At 65.3% G+C, this 14,781-nt stretch carries 20 protein-coding genes; 15 read left to right on the forward strand and 5 right to left on the reverse strand.

Annotation, left to right across the window (positions count from 1 at the left end; all coding sequences use genetic code 11):
• Positions 1 to 30 precede the first annotated feature (30 nt).
• Positions 31 to 213, reverse strand: coding sequence for a hypothetical protein (locus BMW66_RS14750; protein ID WP_093119628.1), 183 nt, complete (start codon positions 211 to 213; stop codon positions 31 to 33).
• 143 nt (positions 214 to 356) lie between these two features.
• Between BMW66_RS14750 and BMW66_RS14755 the strand changes: the two genes are divergently transcribed.
• From BMW66_RS14755 to BMW66_RS14795, 9 genes are all read left to right on the forward strand, one after another.
• On the forward strand, positions 357 to 896 hold the full coding sequence (locus BMW66_RS14755; protein ID WP_093119630.1) for a hypothetical protein: 540 nt from the start codon (positions 357 to 359) through the stop codon (positions 894 to 896).
• Complete coding sequence (locus tag BMW66_RS14760; RefSeq protein WP_093119631.1) at positions 844 to 2,883, forward strand: phage terminase large subunit family protein; 2,040 nt, start codon at positions 844 to 846, stop codon at positions 2,881 to 2,883. Before BMW66_RS14755 ends, BMW66_RS14760 begins: the two co-directional genes overlap by 53 nt.
• A 2-nt stretch (positions 2,884 to 2,885) precedes the next feature.
• Positions 2,886 to 3,095: a phage head-tail joining protein gene (locus BMW66_RS14765; RefSeq protein WP_093119633.1), complete on the forward strand. Its 210-nt coding sequence runs from the start codon at positions 2,886 to 2,888 to the stop codon at positions 3,093 to 3,095.
• Positions 3,095 to 4,609, forward strand: coding sequence for a phage portal protein (locus BMW66_RS14770; protein WP_175483263.1), 1,515 nt, complete (start codon positions 3,095 to 3,097; stop codon positions 4,607 to 4,609). Before BMW66_RS14765 ends, BMW66_RS14770 begins: the two co-directional genes overlap by 1 nt.
• Positions 4,609 to 6,057: a S49 family peptidase gene (locus BMW66_RS14775; RefSeq protein WP_093119634.1), complete on the forward strand. Its 1,449-nt coding sequence runs from the start codon at positions 4,609 to 4,611 to the stop codon at positions 6,055 to 6,057. Before BMW66_RS14770 ends, BMW66_RS14775 begins: the two co-directional genes overlap by 1 nt.
• 109 nt (positions 6,058 to 6,166) lie before the next feature.
• Complete coding sequence (locus BMW66_RS14780) at positions 6,167 to 6,547, forward strand: head decoration protein (RefSeq protein ID WP_093119636.1); 381 nt, start codon at positions 6,167 to 6,169, stop codon at positions 6,545 to 6,547.
• Between the two features lie 52 nt (positions 6,548 to 6,599).
• Positions 6,600 to 7,622 (forward strand): major capsid protein, encoded by a 1,023-nt coding sequence (locus BMW66_RS14785; RefSeq protein ID WP_093119637.1) that lies wholly within the window; start codon positions 6,600 to 6,602, stop codon positions 7,620 to 7,622.
• 11 nt (positions 7,623 to 7,633) lie between these two features.
• Positions 7,634 to 7,945, forward strand: coding sequence for a head-tail joining protein (locus BMW66_RS14790; protein ID WP_093119639.1), 312 nt, complete (start codon positions 7,634 to 7,636; stop codon positions 7,943 to 7,945).
• Positions 7,942 to 8,574 carry a DUF6441 family protein gene (locus tag BMW66_RS14795; protein ID WP_093119640.1) on the forward strand — a complete coding sequence of 211 codons (633 nt, stop codon included), beginning with the start codon at positions 7,942 to 7,944 and terminating at the stop codon, positions 8,572 to 8,574. Before BMW66_RS14790 ends, BMW66_RS14795 begins: the two co-directional genes overlap by 4 nt.
• Positions 8,575 to 8,616: 42 nt before the next feature.
• On the opposite strand, the gene BMW66_RS14800 is transcribed toward BMW66_RS14795, so the two are convergent.
• On the reverse strand, positions 8,617 to 9,189 hold the full coding sequence (locus BMW66_RS14800) for an antibiotic biosynthesis monooxygenase family protein (protein WP_093119642.1): 573 nt from the start codon (positions 9,187 to 9,189) through the stop codon (positions 8,617 to 8,619).
• Between the two features lie 407 nt (positions 9,190 to 9,596).
• Here BMW66_RS14800 and soxC point away from each other — a divergent pair, with 407 nt between their 5' ends.
• From soxC to BMW66_RS14815, 3 genes are all read left to right on the forward strand, one after another.
• Complete coding sequence (gene soxC, locus BMW66_RS14805) at positions 9,597 to 10,835, forward strand: sulfite dehydrogenase (RefSeq protein ID WP_245729497.1); 1,239 nt, start codon at positions 9,597 to 9,599, stop codon at positions 10,833 to 10,835.
• Positions 10,822 to 11,499: a c-type cytochrome gene (locus BMW66_RS14810; RefSeq protein ID WP_217639319.1), complete on the forward strand. Its 678-nt coding sequence runs from the start codon at positions 10,822 to 10,824 to the stop codon at positions 11,497 to 11,499. Before soxC ends, BMW66_RS14810 begins: the two co-directional genes overlap by 14 nt.
• Before the next feature lie 176 nt (positions 11,500 to 11,675).
• Positions 11,676 to 12,095, forward strand: a complete 420-nt coding sequence (locus BMW66_RS14815; RefSeq protein WP_093119643.1) for an acyl-CoA transferase — start codon at positions 11,676 to 11,678, stop codon at positions 12,093 to 12,095.
• Here the strand turns inward: BMW66_RS14815 and BMW66_RS14820 are convergent.
• The gene (locus tag BMW66_RS14820) at positions 12,068 to 12,460 is read right to left on the reverse strand and encodes a bactofilin family protein (RefSeq protein WP_175483264.1); all 393 of its coding nucleotides are present in this window, start codon (positions 12,458 to 12,460) and stop codon (positions 12,068 to 12,070) included. The genes BMW66_RS14815 and BMW66_RS14820 overlap by 28 nt on opposite strands.
• A 72-nt stretch (positions 12,461 to 12,532) precedes the next feature.
• Here BMW66_RS14820 and BMW66_RS14825 point away from each other — a divergent pair, with 72 nt between their 5' ends.
• The 3 genes from BMW66_RS14825 to BMW66_RS14835 all read left to right on the forward strand — a co-directional run bounded on the left by BMW66_RS14825 (position 12,533) and on the right by BMW66_RS14835 (position 14,198).
• On the forward strand, positions 12,533 to 13,474 hold the full coding sequence (locus BMW66_RS14825) for a phage tail tube protein (RefSeq protein ID WP_093119645.1): 942 nt from the start codon (positions 12,533 to 12,535) through the stop codon (positions 13,472 to 13,474).
• Entirely contained in the window at positions 13,474 to 13,857 is a 384-nt protein-coding gene (locus tag BMW66_RS14830; RefSeq protein ID WP_093119647.1) for a hypothetical protein, read from the forward strand. Before BMW66_RS14825 ends, BMW66_RS14830 begins: the two co-directional genes overlap by 1 nt.
• 83 nt (positions 13,858 to 13,940) lie before the next feature.
• Entirely contained in the window at positions 13,941 to 14,198 is a 258-nt protein-coding gene (locus tag BMW66_RS14835) for a DUF7697 family protein (protein ID WP_245729498.1), read from the forward strand.
• Here BMW66_RS14835 and BMW66_RS14840 read toward each other — a convergent pair.
• Positions 14,169 to 14,459, reverse strand: a complete 291-nt coding sequence (locus BMW66_RS14840) for a HigA family addiction module antitoxin (protein ID WP_093119648.1) — start codon at positions 14,457 to 14,459, stop codon at positions 14,169 to 14,171. The two genes, BMW66_RS14835 and BMW66_RS14840, sit on opposite strands and share 30 nt — an antisense overlap.
• 12 nt (positions 14,460 to 14,471) lie before the next feature.
• Complete coding sequence (locus tag BMW66_RS14845; protein WP_093119062.1) at positions 14,472 to 14,753, reverse strand: type II toxin-antitoxin system RelE/ParE family toxin; 282 nt, start codon at positions 14,751 to 14,753, stop codon at positions 14,472 to 14,474.
• Between the last annotated feature and the right edge of the window lie 28 nt (positions 14,754 to 14,781).

Consider the following 14,781-nt stretch of genomic DNA (forward strand, 5'->3'; position numbering starts at 1 on the left):
TCGGGTTCAGGCGGGTCATGGCGAGACTTCTCAATCCTGCTGGTCGATCATGGCGAGGATGGCGCAGGCCATGCCGCCGAGGAATTCGCTGCGCCGGAAGACGATCTCGTCGATCTCGCTTGCGGTGGTGATTGCGGGGTCAACTGCCAGGCTCTCAGCCATGTGGGGCAGCAAACGGGTTGCCTCAGCGTTGTAGCGGTCTGCGATGGTCATGGGGCTGTCTCCGATCCCTTTCCTGGCGATGCGCAACGCACCCGCCTTGTGGGGATCAGAGTCGCTCGACCGAAGAGTGTAATCAATTGAAATAGACGCTATTTCTCGTTTATTTCCAATGCCTTGAGGGAGATACAGGCGCCATGGAAGGGCTGTCCGAGCGCGCCTACGCTGCCCATGCCGGGCTCTCGCGCGGCGCGGTGCAAAAGGCGCGCAAGACCGGGCGGCTGGTGCTCTATTCCGATGGCTCGATTGATGCCGCGGCCTCCGATGCGCGCCGGGGCGGGATGACCGATCCGGACCAACAGCGGCGATCGGTCGGCGGTGATGCGACCAGCGTATCCGGGCCGGGCGACAGCGCGTCGTATCTCAAGGCGCGCACCGCGCTGACCGTCTACCAGGCGCAGGAGCGGCAACTGGCGATCCAGCGCAAGAAGGGCGCGCTGGTCGACCGCGCCCGCGCCGAGACGCTGGTGTTTCGCCTCGCCCGGCAGGAGCGCGATGTCTGGATCACCTGGCCCACCCGCGTGGCGGCGCTGATGGCCGCGCAATTGTCCGCAGATATGGAGACCGCATCCGGGACGCCCGTGACGATCGAGACCGCGATCCTGCAAAGGGTGCTGGAAACCCATGTCCGAGAGCAGCTCGACGCCCTGGCCGACCTCCGGGTCTCGCTTGAATGAGGAAGATCATGATCACGACCTGACCACGGACCTCGACCTTGGCTTCGACGGGGCCGAGGATATGCTGCGCGCCTGGCGGCGCGGTGTGCGCCCCGATCCGGACCTCACGGTGTCGGCCTGGGCGGATGCACATCGCTGGCTGTCCTCGCGCGCCTCGGCCGAACCCGGGCGGTATCGCACCGCCCGCACGCCCTACCTGCGCGAGATCATGGATGCGCTGAGCCCCGGCCATCCGGCGCAGCGCATCACCTTCATGAAGGCCGCACAGGTCGGCGCCACAGAGGCTGGCAATAACTGGATCGGGTTTGTGATTCATCATGCGCCGGGGCCGATGCTGGCGGTGCTGCCCACGGTCGAGATGGCGAAGCGCACATCGCGTGGCCGGATCGACCCGCTGATAGCGGACAGTCCGGCGCTCAGGGAGCGCGTGCAACCTGCTCGCTCGCGCGATGCGGGCAATTCGATGCTGTCCAAGGAGTTCCCGGGCGGCATCCTGGTGCTGACGGGTGCGAACTCGGCGACCGGTCTGCGCTCGATGCCGGCGCGCTACATCTTTCTCGACGAGGTCGACGCGTATCCGGCCTCGGCCGACGAGGAAGGCGATCCGGTCACGCTGGCCGAGGCGCGCACCACCACCTTCGCGCATCGGCGCAAGGTGTTCATGGTCTCGACGCCGACGATCCGGGGGCTGAGCCGCATCGAGCGCGAGTTCGAGGCGTCGGACCAGCGGCGCTACTTCGTGCCCTGCCCGCATTGTGGACACATGCAGTGGCTGCAGTTCGAACGCCTGCGCTGGGACAAGGGGCAGCCGGAAACGGCCATGTACCATTGCGCGGGCTGCGAGGCGCCCATTGCAGAGCACCACAAGACGGCTATGCTGGAGAACGGGGAATGGCGCGCGACGGCCGTGCCCGCAGATCCCAGGGCCATCGGGTTTCACCTCTCGGCGCTTTACTCGCCGATCGGCTGGAAGAGCTGGGCGCAGATCGCGCGGGACTGGCTGGCGGCGCAAGGCTCCGACGAGATGCTACGCGCGGCGCGCAACACGCTGCTGGGCGAGACATGGGTCGAGAGCGGCGAAGCCCCGGATTGGCAGAGGCTGGCGGATCGGCGCGAGGCCTACACGACGCAGATCCCCGCGGGCGGTCTGTTCCTGACCGCTGGCGCGGATGTACAGAAAGACCGCATCGAGGTCGATGTCTGGGCCTGGGGCCGCGGCGGGACAAGCTGGCTGGTCGATCACATCGTGATTCCCGGCGGGCCCGATGATCCGAGCTGCTGGGACAAGCTGACCGCGCTGTTGGGTCAGACGTGGGTGCACGAACATGGCGCGGTCATGACGCTGGCCAAGCTGGCCATCGATACCGGCTACGAGTCGGCGGCCGTCTATTCCTGGGCGCGCCAGCAGGGTACGGCCCAGGTCGCTCCGGTGAAGGGCATGGAAGGCTTCAATCGCGCGACGCCAGTCTCGGGGCCGACTTTCGTGGACGCCACGGTGAACGGTCGCAAGCTCAAACGCGGCGCCCGGCTCTGGACCGTAGCCACCGCCACCTTCAAGGCCGAGACCTATCGCCATCTGCGGCTAGAGCGGCTGAGCGATGAAGACCGCGCCAATGGCATGTCCAGCCCGCCCGGCACGGTTCACCTGCCGGACTGGGTCGACAGCGAATGGCTCAAGCAGCTGGTGGCCGAGCAGCTGGTTACGATCCGCAACAAGCGCGGCTACGCGCGCCAGGAATGGCAGAAGATGCGCGAGCGCAACGAGGCGCTCGATACCCGCGTCTATGCCCGCGCCGCGGCCTGGATCCTCGGCGCCGACCGGTTCGACGAGCGGATGTGGCGGCAGCTGGAGACACAGGCCGGAGTGGAGACGGCTGCTGTCGCCTCCGAGACCGAGCCTGACAAACCGTCCGAGCCCCGGGCCGGGCGCATCACCACGCCGCGCAAACGCGGCTGGCGTGTGAGCACGCCCAGATACATGGAATGACGATGACCCTCATTGAGCTAAAGGCCCGCCACAGCGCCCTGCTGGCGGCGCGCTACAGCGGCACGCGCAGTGTCAGCTACGATGGCAAGAGCGTCACCTATGGATCAGACGCCGAAATGGCGGCAGCCATTGCCGATATCGAACGGCGGATTGCCGCCATGGAGCGCGGCCCTGGGCGTATCTTCCGGCCCCATGCCGTGAAGGATCTGTGATGGCCGCAATGAACTGGCGCCAGCGCATCGGAGCCTTTATTGGCGGGTTCGATGCGGGCCAGCATCACCGCCGCCTGCGCGGGTTCCGCGCCACCCGCGCCCATGTCAACGCGCTGATCGCCGCGTCGGGGCCCGACATCACCGCTCGCGCCCGCTGGCTGGTGCGCAACAATGGCTATGCGGTGAACGCCGTGGAAAGCTGGGCCGCCAACACCGCAGGCGACGGGATCAAGCCGATCTCCAAGATCGCCGATCCTGTGCGCAAGGAAGAGCTGCAACGGCTGTGGCTTGCCTGGACCGACGAGGCGGATGCCGAGGGGCTGACCGATTTTTACGGTCTGCAGCGCCGCGCCGCACGCGAGGTCTTCATTGCCGGTGAGGTGTTCTTTCGGATCCGGCCGCGACGCGGGGAAGACGGGCTCAGGGTACCGCTGCAGCTTCAGATGCTGCCTGCAGAAATGCTGCCGCTGGAGCAGAGTGGTGTTGCTGCGAACGGCAACACGATCCGCCAGGGGATCGAGTTCGACCGGATCGGGCGGCGCGTCGCCTATCACGTCCTGCGCCGGCACCCCGGCGACAGCACCGATCCGGGGCTGGCTGGCGAGGTGGTGCGCGTGCCCGCGTCCGAGATCATCCATGTGATCGACCCGGTCGAGGGCGGCCAGCTGCGTGGTGTCTCGAAACTGGCTCCGGCGATCGTGAAGCTGTTCCTGCTCGACCAGTACGACGATGCCGAGCTCGACCGCAAAAAGGTCGCGGCGATGTACGCGATGTTCGTCACCTCCCCCGCGCCGGAAAACCCGCTCGCGCCACCCGAGGACGAGGCGGGCGATGCCGGGTACGAGGTCAGCCCGGGCCAGATCGTGCACCTCGATCCAGGCGAAGACGTGACCGTGGGACAGCCCGCCGACAGCGGCGGGACATACGAGCCATTCCAGTACCGCACGCTGCTGCAGATCTCCGCCGCGCTGGGCATCCCTTACCCCTACCTCGCCAACGACATGGTGAAAGGCAACTTCTCGAATTCTCGGCTGGCGCTGATCGAGTTCCGCCGCCGCGTCTCGGCCTGGCAGCATTCGGTTATGGTCTACCAGCTGTGCCGACCGGTCTATGCCCGCTGGATGGATGCCGCAGTGCTGTCGGGCGCGCTGAGCCTGCCGGACTATGAGGCCAACCGGCCCCTGCTGCTGACCGCCGACTGGCTGCCCACGAAATGGGACTGGGTGGATCCGCTCAAGGACGCCAATGCCGAGATCGCCCAGATCGAGGCCGGCCTCAAGTCCCGCACCCAGGCCATCGCCGAGCGCGGCTATGACGCCGAACAGGTCGACCGCGAGATCGCCGCGGAACACGCCCGCGAACGCGCGCTGGGCCTCGATTTTCGCCGGCCGGGCTCGCCGGCGCAGGGCGCGACGGCGGTGCCGGGCGAAAACGCTGACAACGACGCGACCAACAGCGACGATGCAGACGACACCGCGGAGAACCGACCGCGCGAAGACGAGGACCAGCCCTGATGCTTCACGCCCGCATTGCCGCGCGCGCCTTCAACACACCGCTGCTGGTCGACCCAATCAAGGCGATGGCCTTTCTGTCAGGGCTCGGGCCACGGGTTCTCGGGAAGCAAGTCGAGCTGGCAGACCATGACTGCATGGTCGGCTTGTCCGGCACCGCTGCTCTGCCCGCGCGTGCCAGCCTCCTCGCCGGTGGCCTGTCCGACAGCTATCGCCAGAACGGTGAGGCACCCTTTCCCGTGGTGGACGGAATCGCCGTGATCGAGATCTCCGGTGTGCTCATTCATCGCGGCGCCTGGATCGGGCAGTCTTCGGGTCAGACCAGCTACGAGGGGATTGCCGCGCAGATCGAGGCTGCGGCTGGCGACGCGTCGGTGCGCGGCGTGGCGCTGGAGATCGACAGCTTCGGCGGCGAGGTGGCCGGGGTGTTCGACCTGGCCGACCGCATCCGGGCTCTGCGCCGCGACAAGCCGGTCTGGGCTTTCGTGGCCGAGCACGCCTTCTCGGCTGGCTATGCGCTGGCAAGCCAAGCGAGCCGCATCCTGCTACCGCGCACCGGGGCGCTGGGCAGCATCGGCGTTGTCGTGATGCATGCCGACCTCAGCGGCAAGCTCGACCAGGACGGCATGCAGGTCACGCTGATCCATTCCGGCCAGCACAAGGTGGACGGAAACCCATACGCGCCCCTGGCAGAGACCGTGCGGGGCGACATCCAGCGCGAGATCGACGTCCTGCGGTTCCTGTTCGCGGAAACCGTCGCGACCGGGCGCGCCGGGCGGCTCAGCCAGGAGGCCGCGCTCGCCACCGAAGCCGCCACTTATCGCGGCGCGGACGCCGTCGCCGCGGGGTTGGCCGATGAGGTCACCGACCTCGGGCGCGGATTTACCGACTTCCGGCAGATGGTCGCGCAAAGGCCGACCTCCACACTTTCCCGCACTCAACGCGCATCGCTTCCCCACCCCCGAAAGGAGACCGCCATGGCCCATAAGACCGACGATGACAACACCGCGCAGGACCAGGATGATACCGGAGGCAATGCGGCGCCTGAGGCCTCAGCATCCCCAAAAGCGTCGGCATCCCCCGCAGAGCCGACACCAGCAGTACCGCTCGCAGCGCCAGCTGATCCCGAAGCATCTGCCGCCCCCACGCCGGCCGCGGCGCAACCTGGCAATCTGGCCGAGCTCTCGACGCGGCTGCGCCAGGAAGCGGCGGAAATCACCGAGATCGCGGCGCAGGCCGGGCGGCTCGGCATCGCGATCGACGCCGCCAAGGCCCTGCGCGAGGGCACCTCGCCCGAAGCCCTGCGCAGCCTCGTCCTCGAACGCGCCAGTGCTGCCGCAGATGCGCGTGACGTCGTCGCCGCACCGCCGTCACCGGTGCTGCCGCAAGCGACGGAAAGCCCGATAGTGGCGGCGGCGAAGCGCGCGGCTGACGCAGGCAATCGCGTCTGACACTGCGGTTCGGGACCCCAATCACCCCGACGATCCTCAGCCTGACTGATCCTCCATCGACGCGCACCGGCGGGGGATATCTTTTGTCCCCGTTCCATGGAGCCCCGAGATGCCTGTCCTGACCCAACCGCCCAGCATGGGCGATGTCCTCAAATACGAGGTCAACCCGAACTACACCCGCGAGACCGTCACGCTGCTGACCGGCACCAACTACCCGGTCGGCTCCGTGCTCGGCAAAATCACCACCAGCGGCAAGTACAAGCTGGCCACATCGGGCGGCACCGACGGCGCGCAAACCGCGGCGGCCGTGCTGCTCTACGCGGTCGATGCCGCGCTGGCCGATGCGGTGGGTATTGTTGTCGTGCGCGGCCCCGCAATCGTGTCGCGCGCCGCCCTCGCCTATGATGGCAGCGTCGATGACGCGGCCAAGATCACCACCAAGCTCGGCCAGCTGACCGCGCTGGGCATCATCGCGCGCGATACCGCCTGATCAGGCCGCCCACGCCTTCGCCTCCCTGCCCCTCTTTCCCCGGAGTTCTCCCATGACCCTCACCCGCAATCCCTTTGACGCGGGCGGCTATTCGCTCGCCGAGATGACGCAGGCTATCAACATTCTGCCTAATCTCTACACACGCCTCGGCCAGATCGGTCTCTTCCGCTTCGAGGGGGTCACGCAACGCTCCATCGTCATCGAGCAGCGCGAGGGCGTGCTAAGCCTTCTGCCCTCGGTCCCGCTGGGCGCGCCTGCGACCGTCGGCAATCGCGAGCAGCGTTCGATGCGCTCCTTCGCACTGCCGTGGATCCCGCATGATGATGTCATCCTGCCCGCTGATATCCAGGGCATGCCGGCCCTGGGCGTCTCGGACGCGGCCGATCCGCTGGTCGAGGTGATGAACCGCAAGCTGACACTGATGCGGCGCAAGCATGCCCAGACCCGCGAATACATGGAGATGAACGCGCTGCGCGGCATCGTGAAGGATGGCGCCGGCACCACGCTCTACAACTACTTCACCGAGTTCGGGCTTGCGCAGATCTCCGTCGACTTCCTGTTCGGCACGGCGGGCACCAACATCCAGGCCAAGGTGCGCACCACCCTGCGCGGGATCGAGGACAACCTGCTGGGCGAGACAATGGGCACCGCGCATGCGTTGGTCAGCTCCGAGTTCTTCGACAAGCTGATCGGCCATCCCAAGACGGAAGACGCCTACAAGTTCTTCTCGGCCACCGGCGGCCAGCCCCTGCGCCAGGACATGCGCCGGGCCTTCCCCTTTGCGGGGATCCTGTTCGAGGAGTACAACGGCTCGGTCACGCTTTCGGGCGGCACCTCGGAGCGCCTGATCCCCGCCGGCGAGGGCATCGCCTTTCCGCTGGGCACGTTCGATACCTTCACCACCTATGGCGGGCCGGCCAATCTGCTGGAGACCGCCAACACCGTCGGACTGCCGCTTTATGCCCGCCAGATGATCGATGCCAAGGGCCGCTGGATCGACCTGATGACGGAAAGCTCGATCCTGCCGGTCAACAAGCGGCCGCGCCTGGCGATCCGTTTGCACAGTTCGAACTGAGGAGGCCGCTGATGCATGCCTTCGCCGCAGCGGTGGATTTGCTCTTTACGGATCCGAACATTGCCATCGAGGCCTGGCACCGGGGCAGCGACGGGCAGTTCACACGCTTGCAGATCGTCCCGCGCCGCAGCGACAGGGTCACCGGCTTCGGGGACGCGCGGCTGTGGTCAGAGACGTTTCGGTTTGACGTCCGCGTGAGTGAGTTGCCCGCGCCCCGGCCGCAGGAGCAGATCCTGGTTGGCGATGAAACCTTCCTGATCCAGGGCGAGCCGGTCCGGGATCGGGAGCGGCTGATCTGGACCGTAGAGGCTGCGCCGGCATGAAGTTTGGCCTCGACTTCACCCCCGACCTTGCCGCTATGATGGCTGCCGAGATCAAGGCCGCCGAGAAGGCTGTCAGTACCGCCACGCGCATCGCGGGCCGTGATCTCAAGAGCGCCTGGCGCGCCCAGATCACTGGCGCGGGACTCGGTCAGCGACTCGCCAACTCGATCCGCAGCCAGACCTACCCGAGAGCAGGCGAGAGCCTTAGCGCCGCGGCGCTCGTCTGGTCGAACGCCCCGGAGATCGTCAGCGCCCATGACACCGGCCCGCTGATCCGTTCGAAAGCCGGGTTCTGGCTCGCGATCCCGACGCCAGCCGCCGGGCGCGGCTTCCGGGGCGGCCGGATCACGCCAGAAGAATGGGAGCGCCGCCGCGGTCTGCGGCTGCGCTTTGTCTATCGCCGGACCGGTCCGAGCCTGCTGGTGGCAGAAGGGCGGCTGAACAGTCGGGGGCTCGGAGTTGCCTCGCGCTCGAAAACCGGACGCGGCCTGACCACCGTGCCGATCTTCCTGCTGGTCCCGCAGGTAAAGCTGCGCAAGCGGCTGGATCTCGCGCCGGATGCAGAGCGGGCGCATGACGCGCTGCCGGGGCTGATTGTGGCGAACTGGGTGGAGGGGCTATTGAAGTAAGGGCTGCCAGTTATTGACGATAAGGTCGTCTTTCAAGCCCAGTTATCCTGGGGCCTGCGCCCGGTCGAACTGGCCGTAATCGCGGCGGATGCTGTAGACTGCGGCTTCTTCCACTCCCGGAGCGTCAGTATGCGCGTGCAGCGCCGCATTAGCGGCTCCAAAGCCATCGGCCGTGGTCAGTGAGATGAACCTGCCTTTGTGGTTCACACTTTCGAAGGATTCAAAACCTGACGCCTTCACGGGCTGCGTGCCGTAGAGCGCCAGCACATGCGACCGGTCGGGCGCCGCGTCCACCTCGGCAGACAACTTCGTTTCGCCAGCCTGCCAATGCCGCACCCTCGCGCCGACACGGATACGATAGTCGGCGAAGTGTATCCGCCGCCCCGCGCTTTGTGAGCGCCGGTGTTCACTATCGGCGCGCCATGCGACGATCGCGTCCTCACTGTCCCAAAGCTGGTGCGACAGCAGCAGATCGGGCTCGTTCAGCGAGGAATAGCGATCCAGAAACAGCAAACCCTCATGGCGTGCGAGTACCGGGCGCAACCGGTCCACATGTTCAAAATAGTGTTCAAGGTGTCCCGGGTGCGGGCGCACTTCGAAAAACAGGGCATGCATGTGATGTTTGCCTCTTTGCACGGATTCCTAATGTCAACGGACCAGCTCGATCGGCGAAGTCAACGTGGACACCACTGTCGCGAAAACCGCCGCGCTGCGCAAGTTCGACAGACGATTGAAAGGCCACATCCAGGCATCGCACGGACCGAGGGGAGCAATCGGCTGCTACACCAGATTTGCCAAATCAAGACTTAAAGTGCATCATCAGGATACCGTGAGACGTTTCGCCGCGTATGTGTTTTTAGTAAAAAGGGAGGCAAACGATGTCCAAGGACGAACGGTTTCCACCATTGAGATATGGTCCGGCAGAACGACATATGGCCGAAAGCCTCGTAGAGCTTGAACGCCAAATGCTTTCCGGAGAACAAGCCGAAGATTGCGATTGCAAGGAGGGAATGTTCAACAGCGTGACCCGACGCAATCTTCTGGCCGGAGGACTCGCCGTCGGAGGCAGTGCGTTGGCCGGCGGCCGCGCTGTTGCAGAGGCGCCTCCCGGTGCACACGAATACTATGTGCAGCCCGACCCGACCAAGGAACAGGGACGCACGATCCTGAACGATGGCGGCTACGGCAGCCGCTCGCAGTTCGAAAGCGAAGTGCGCTGGCGTTATCCCACCGCAAGCCTCGATTCCAGTTGGTCGATGACACCGCTTGCGTCGGGGCACGGCATCATCACGCCTTCCGGGCTGCATTTCGAGCGTCATCATGCCGGCATCCCCAACATCGATCCTCTCCAGCATGAACTCATCCTGCACGGGATGGTCGATGAGCCCCTGCGCTTCACGATGGATGATCTCAAACGGCTTCCAGCCGTGAGCCGCATTCACTTCATCGAATGCTCGGGCAACACGCTGACGGAGTGGGCGGACCCGACCCTCAAGACGGTGCAGGGCACCCACGGGCTGACTTCGACATCCGAATGGACGGGGGTGCGCCTATCTACGCTGCTGGAAATGGCAGGTGTTCAGGACAACGCGGCCTGGATCCTGGCCGAAGGCGCCGATGCAGCGGTGATGACCCGCTCCGTTCCGATCGACAAGGCAATGGATGATGCGATCTTGGCCTATGCCCAGAACGGAGAGGCCATTCGTCCCGAACAGGGCTACCCCCTTCGGCTGCTTCTGCCCGGCTTCGAGGGTAACACCCACATTAAATGGCTTCGCCGACTGGAGGTGAGCGACAAACCCTTCATGACGCGCGAGGAAACGTCGAAATACACCGATCTCATGCCGGACGGCTCGGCCCGGCAGTTCAGCATGGAAATGGAGGCCAAATCGGTCATCACGTTCCCCTCAGGCGCCATGAAGCTGCCTAGGCCTGGCTTCTACGAGATAACGGGCCTGGCCTGGTCCGGCCAGGGGAAGATCACCAAGGTCGAAGTGTCCGCCGACGGCGGCAATACTTGGCACGAGGCCGCGCTCGATGGCCCGATCTTGCCCAAATGCCACACCCGGTTCCGGCTTCCATGGGCCTGGACCGGCGACGAGGTGGTCCTGCAAAGTCGTGCGGTCGATGAAACCGGTTATGTACAGCCCACGCTCGCCGATCTGGTCGCCGTCAGGGGCTTGAACTCGGTGTATCACCTGAACGCCATTCAGAATTGGCACATCGCGCCAAACGGGGAGGTGACAAATGTCCATTCGTGACCTGACACTCGCTTGCGCCGTCGCCATCGCAGCCGGCCCGCTCGCGGCTCAGAACAATGAGCCAGAGCGCACATCGGCGGCTCTTCCGGAGACGCTGGAGGGGACGGGCGAACGCGCCCCGATGACGCCGCCGCGATCAAGCGCCAACGAGGTGGGGGTTATTGACCCCACCGCAAACCAATTCGGTATCGGCCAGATCGCCACCGAAGAGGAGATCGCCGCAATAGATATCGATGCCATGCCCGATGGCCGCGGCCTTCCAGCAGGCAGCGGAACCTACGCGGAAGGAAAGCAGGTCTATTCGGAAACCTGCGCCGCATGTCACGGCTCGGATCTCCGGGGTATCTCGGCCCTGGGGGCACCGCGGCTGATCGGCGGCCGGGGTACCTTGGCCGATGACAACCCGATCAAGACGGTAGAGAGCTACTGGCCCTACGCCAGCACGCTCTTCGACTACGTGCACCGGTCCATGCCGATGGATTCACCAGGATCTCTCACGGCCGAAGAGGTCTATGCGGTCAGCGCGTATATCCTTGGCCGTTCCGGCATCATCGACGACGACCCAGACGCGGCCCTCGACGGGGACTCGCTGCCAGACATCGAGATGCCCAACGTCGATGGTTTCGTGCCTGATCCGCGACCGGATGTGAATACAACCGAATAGCGGCAATGTACGCGAAAGCCGGGGAACTCGTCGCTTCCGGCTTTCGCAGCCCGCCACTTGCGGAGACAATATAGCAAGCTTGGCACAGTGGCTCTTATCTTTGGCATTTGTCCCAACGGGTCTCGTGAATGGGGCGAAACTGACTTCATTGGGATCAGTAGAGCATTCTATAAATCATGCCCACCCCACGCGAAACCATCCTCACCGCGCTGCACGCGCGGCTCTCGGCGCTGCCCGCCACCGCCTTGCGCGGGGAGGTCCTTCCAGAGCGCGTGCCGGCCGATGGCCTGCTGATCCTGCGCGACGGCAGCCCGGGCGAGCCCGAGGTGACGCTTTCGCCGTTGGCCTACCACTACCAGCACCGGACCGAGATCGAGGCGGTCGTGCAGGGCACAGAGCGAGACAGCCGCTTCGACGCACTGACAGCGCAGATCGGCGCCGTGATCGCCGCCGATCGCACGCTTGGTGGGCTCTGCGACTGGGTCGAGCCTGAAGCGCCCGAACCGGTCGACCTACCTGTCGAGGGTGCGGCCAGCCTGAAGGCCGCGGTCATTGCGGTGGTGCTGCACTATTCCACGGCCGATCCGCTTTCCTGATCAGTCGGGGTTGGGGCCCTGGGTGTTGCGCGGGGGATGCACGCCCCCTCGACCTGTGCGCCGCTCTCGATGCTCAGGCTGTCATAGGTGATGTCACCGGCCACGCGGGCACTGGTGTGCAACTGAACCGCACCGCCTTTGATCTGGCCCTTGAATCGTCCTTTGATCGTAATGTTTGCGGCGTGCAGTTCGCCTTCGACATCGCCGGCCTCCTCGATCACGATCGCGGAAGCCTCCACGCTACCGTTCACGTAGCCAGGCAATTCGACCGTACCTGGAAAATAGAGTTCGCCGGTGATGCGCGAGCCGGCACCGAGGTGCGACCGGCCGCCAGATCCGGACGTGGCGCGGGATTCTTCCGTCATCCAATACAGTCCCTTTTTCGTTTCCTGCCGTCTGTCGCTAATCGACGGCCCGATCATACAGGAGAAACCACCATGGCACGAGCGCAAGGCGCACGGGCGCAGATGGCGCTCGCCTTTGAGACCACCTATGGAACACCGCCTGCGAGCGGGTTCACGCGGATTCCGTTTGCGAGCACGTCGCTTGGAGCGGAGCAGCCGCTGCAAACATCGGAGCTATTGGGCTACGGCCGGGATCCGCTGGCGCCGATCAAGGACGCGGTGACGGCCGACGGAGATGTGGTAATCCCGATTGATGCCCGGGCGTTCGGCTTCTGGCTGAAGGCGGCATTCGGCGCGCCCACCACGACCGGCACGGCGGCGCCCTATGCCCATGAGTTCCATTCCGGCAGCTGGGCTCTGCCGAGCTTCTCGATCGAGACCGGCATGCCCGAGGTACCGCGCTATGCGATGTATTCGGGCTGCAAACTCGACAGTCTCGGCTGGCAAATGGCGCGGTCCGGGCTCTTGACGGCCACGGCGCGCATCGTGGCACAGGGCGAGGAGGTGGCCACGTCCACGCAGGCTGGCTCTCCGGCGGAATTGTCCCTGGTGCGGTTCGGACACTTTAACGGGTCCGTGATGCGTAATGGCACCGCGATCGGGGATATCGTGTCGGCCGATATCAATTACGCCAATAATCTCGACCGGGTGGAGACAATCCGGGCGGACGGCAAGATCGCGGGGGTCGATCCGTCTTTGGCGGCGCTGACCGGCAGTGTCGGCGTGCGCTTCTCGGATCAAACGCTGGTGAGTCAGGCGATCAACGGTGAGGCCTGCGAGCTGGAATTCTCCTATGCACTGGCCTCGGGCGAGAGCCTGACGGTCACGGCGCATTCCGTCTATCTGCCGGTGCCGCGTGTGGAGGTCTCTGGCCCGCAGGGCGTGCAGGCGACGTTTGACTGGCAGGCCGCGAAGGATGCCACGGCGGGGCGCATGGCCACGGTCACTCTGGTCAACGATATGGAGAGCTTGTGATGTTGCGTCTGAACCTGGAAACCCGAGAGGCATCGTGGCTGGATCTCGGCCACGGTGTCCGTCTTCTGGTCGCACCTTTGTCGACGGCGGTGATGCTGGCCGCGCGCGGCGACCCGGCGGTGATTGCCGCGGCGGGCACGGCGGCGGATCCCGAGGGGGCCGCGGATCCCGGACGCGATGAAACGGTGGCTGTCATCGTGGCAAAGGCGGTGGCGCGCATCGTGGTGACCGACTGGGAAGGCGTGGGCGATGCCGATGGCACGCCGCTGCCCGTGAGCCCCGACGGCATCGACGCGCTTCTCGACCTCTGGCCGATCTTCGAGGCGTTCCAGACACGCTATGTCGCGGGCGGCCTCATTTTGGAGCAGGAAAAAAACGCCTGACCGCTCTCGCCGACTGGGAGTTCGGCGGGGGCGGTGACTATTGCGCCGCGTGTTCAGGGGTCTGCGCGGCCTGTCCATCTGTCGTGAACGCACCGCAGACGTTCGAGGGCTGGCAGGTTTGGGATCTGGTGCAGCGTCTCGGAGGGCAGATGCGCGTCACAGGCGGTATGGGCGGCGGGGTGATCATCGGCTGGGACATGGGTGCGGCCCTGCAACTGGGCACCGCCCTTGGGCTTTCGCCTCGCATCATTGCGGAGCTGCTGCCGCCCATAGAGGCGGTGATGGTCCGCAAGGTGAACGAGCAGAGTGGCTCAGGCGGCCTCGAGGGGTTTGATCCCTGAGACGTCAATCGTTTCGCGGGCGCGGGCAAGGTCCCAGGCGCGCTGGAGGTTCATCCAGTATTCCGGCGTTGTCGAGAAGAACCGTGCCAGCCGCATGGCGGTATCGACCGTGATCGCGGTCTCACCTTTGGCCAGGCGCTCGATGCGGGTGCGGGGCACGTTGAGGTGCGCTGCCAGTGTAATCGCGCTCATCCCGAGCGGTTCAAGATAAAGCTCGGCCAGGACTTCGCCTGGATGGGATGGGTTGGTCATGAGGCTCATGTGGTGCCCCTCCTAGTGATAGTCCACGATCTCGACCTCGGCAGGCCCCTGATCGGTCCAGATGAAACAGATGCGCCATTGCCCGTTGATGCGCACCGAATATTGTCCCGCGCGGTCACCGCTCAGGGCTTCGAGATGGTTGCCCGGCGGAAACCGCAAATCCTCAAGTACGACCGCGGCGTCCAATGCCGAGAGCATGGCCCGGGTTCGCTTGATCAGATCAGCCGGGAAGCCCTTGCCGAAGCGGTCCTGAACCGCGCCTGCGGCAAGCTTTCCACGTGTGCTGACGATCATGTCTCCATGTATCACGGCATGATACATT

The organism is Salinihabitans flavidus (genome assembly GCF_900110425.1).
GTDB classification, from domain to species: Bacteria; Pseudomonadota; Alphaproteobacteria; order Rhodobacterales; family Rhodobacteraceae; genus Salinihabitans; species Salinihabitans flavidus.

Coding starts and splice junctions, on each gene's coding strand:
- BMW66_RS14830 (WP_093119647.1), top strand. CDS start 13,474: ATGTTGCGTCTGAACCTGGAAACCCGAGAGGCATCGTGGCTGGATCTC.
- BMW66_RS14760 (WP_093119631.1), top strand. CDS start 844: ATGTCCGAGAGCAGCTCGACGCCCTGGCCGACCTCCGGGTCTCGCTTG.
- BMW66_RS14795 (WP_093119640.1), top strand. CDS start 7,942: ATGAAGTTTGGCCTCGACTTCACCCCCGACCTTGCCGCTATGATGGCT.
- BMW66_RS14775 (WP_093119634.1), top strand. CDS start 4,609: ATGCTTCACGCCCGCATTGCCGCGCGCGCCTTCAACACACCGCTGCTG.
- BMW66_RS14825 (WP_093119645.1), top strand. CDS start 12,533: ATGGCACGAGCGCAAGGCGCACGGGCGCAGATGGCGCTCGCCTTTGAG.
- BMW66_RS14820 (WP_175483264.1), bottom strand. CDS start 12,460: ATGACGGAAGAATCCCGCGCCACGTCCGGATCTGGCGGCCGGTCGCAC.
- BMW66_RS14765 (WP_093119633.1), top strand. CDS start 2,886: ATGACCCTCATTGAGCTAAAGGCCCGCCACAGCGCCCTGCTGGCGGCG.
- BMW66_RS14770 (WP_175483263.1), top strand. CDS start 3,095: ATGGCCGCAATGAACTGGCGCCAGCGCATCGGAGCCTTTATTGGCGGG.
- BMW66_RS14750 (WP_093119628.1), bottom strand. CDS start 213: ATGACCATCGCAGACCGCTACAACGCTGAGGCAACCCGTTTGCTGCCC.
- BMW66_RS14780 (WP_093119636.1), top strand. CDS start 6,167: ATGCCTGTCCTGACCCAACCGCCCAGCATGGGCGATGTCCTCAAATAC.
- BMW66_RS14785 (WP_093119637.1), top strand. CDS start 6,600: ATGACCCTCACCCGCAATCCCTTTGACGCGGGCGGCTATTCGCTCGCC.
- BMW66_RS14845 (WP_093119062.1), bottom strand. CDS start 14,753: ATGATCGTCAGCACACGTGGAAAGCTTGCCGCAGGCGCGGTTCAGGAC.
- BMW66_RS14815 (WP_093119643.1), top strand. CDS start 11,676: ATGCCCACCCCACGCGAAACCATCCTCACCGCGCTGCACGCGCGGCTC.
- BMW66_RS14800 (WP_093119642.1), bottom strand. CDS start 9,189: ATGCATGCCCTGTTTTTCGAAGTGCGCCCGCACCCGGGACACCTTGAA.
- BMW66_RS14755 (WP_093119630.1), top strand. CDS start 357: ATGGAAGGGCTGTCCGAGCGCGCCTACGCTGCCCATGCCGGGCTCTCG.
- BMW66_RS14790 (WP_093119639.1), top strand. CDS start 7,634: ATGCATGCCTTCGCCGCAGCGGTGGATTTGCTCTTTACGGATCCGAAC.
- BMW66_RS14810 (WP_217639319.1), top strand. CDS start 10,822: ATGTCCATTCGTGACCTGACACTCGCTTGCGCCGTCGCCATCGCAGCC.
- BMW66_RS14840 (WP_093119648.1), bottom strand. CDS start 14,459: ATGAGCCTCATGACCAACCCATCCCATCCAGGCGAAGTCCTGGCCGAG.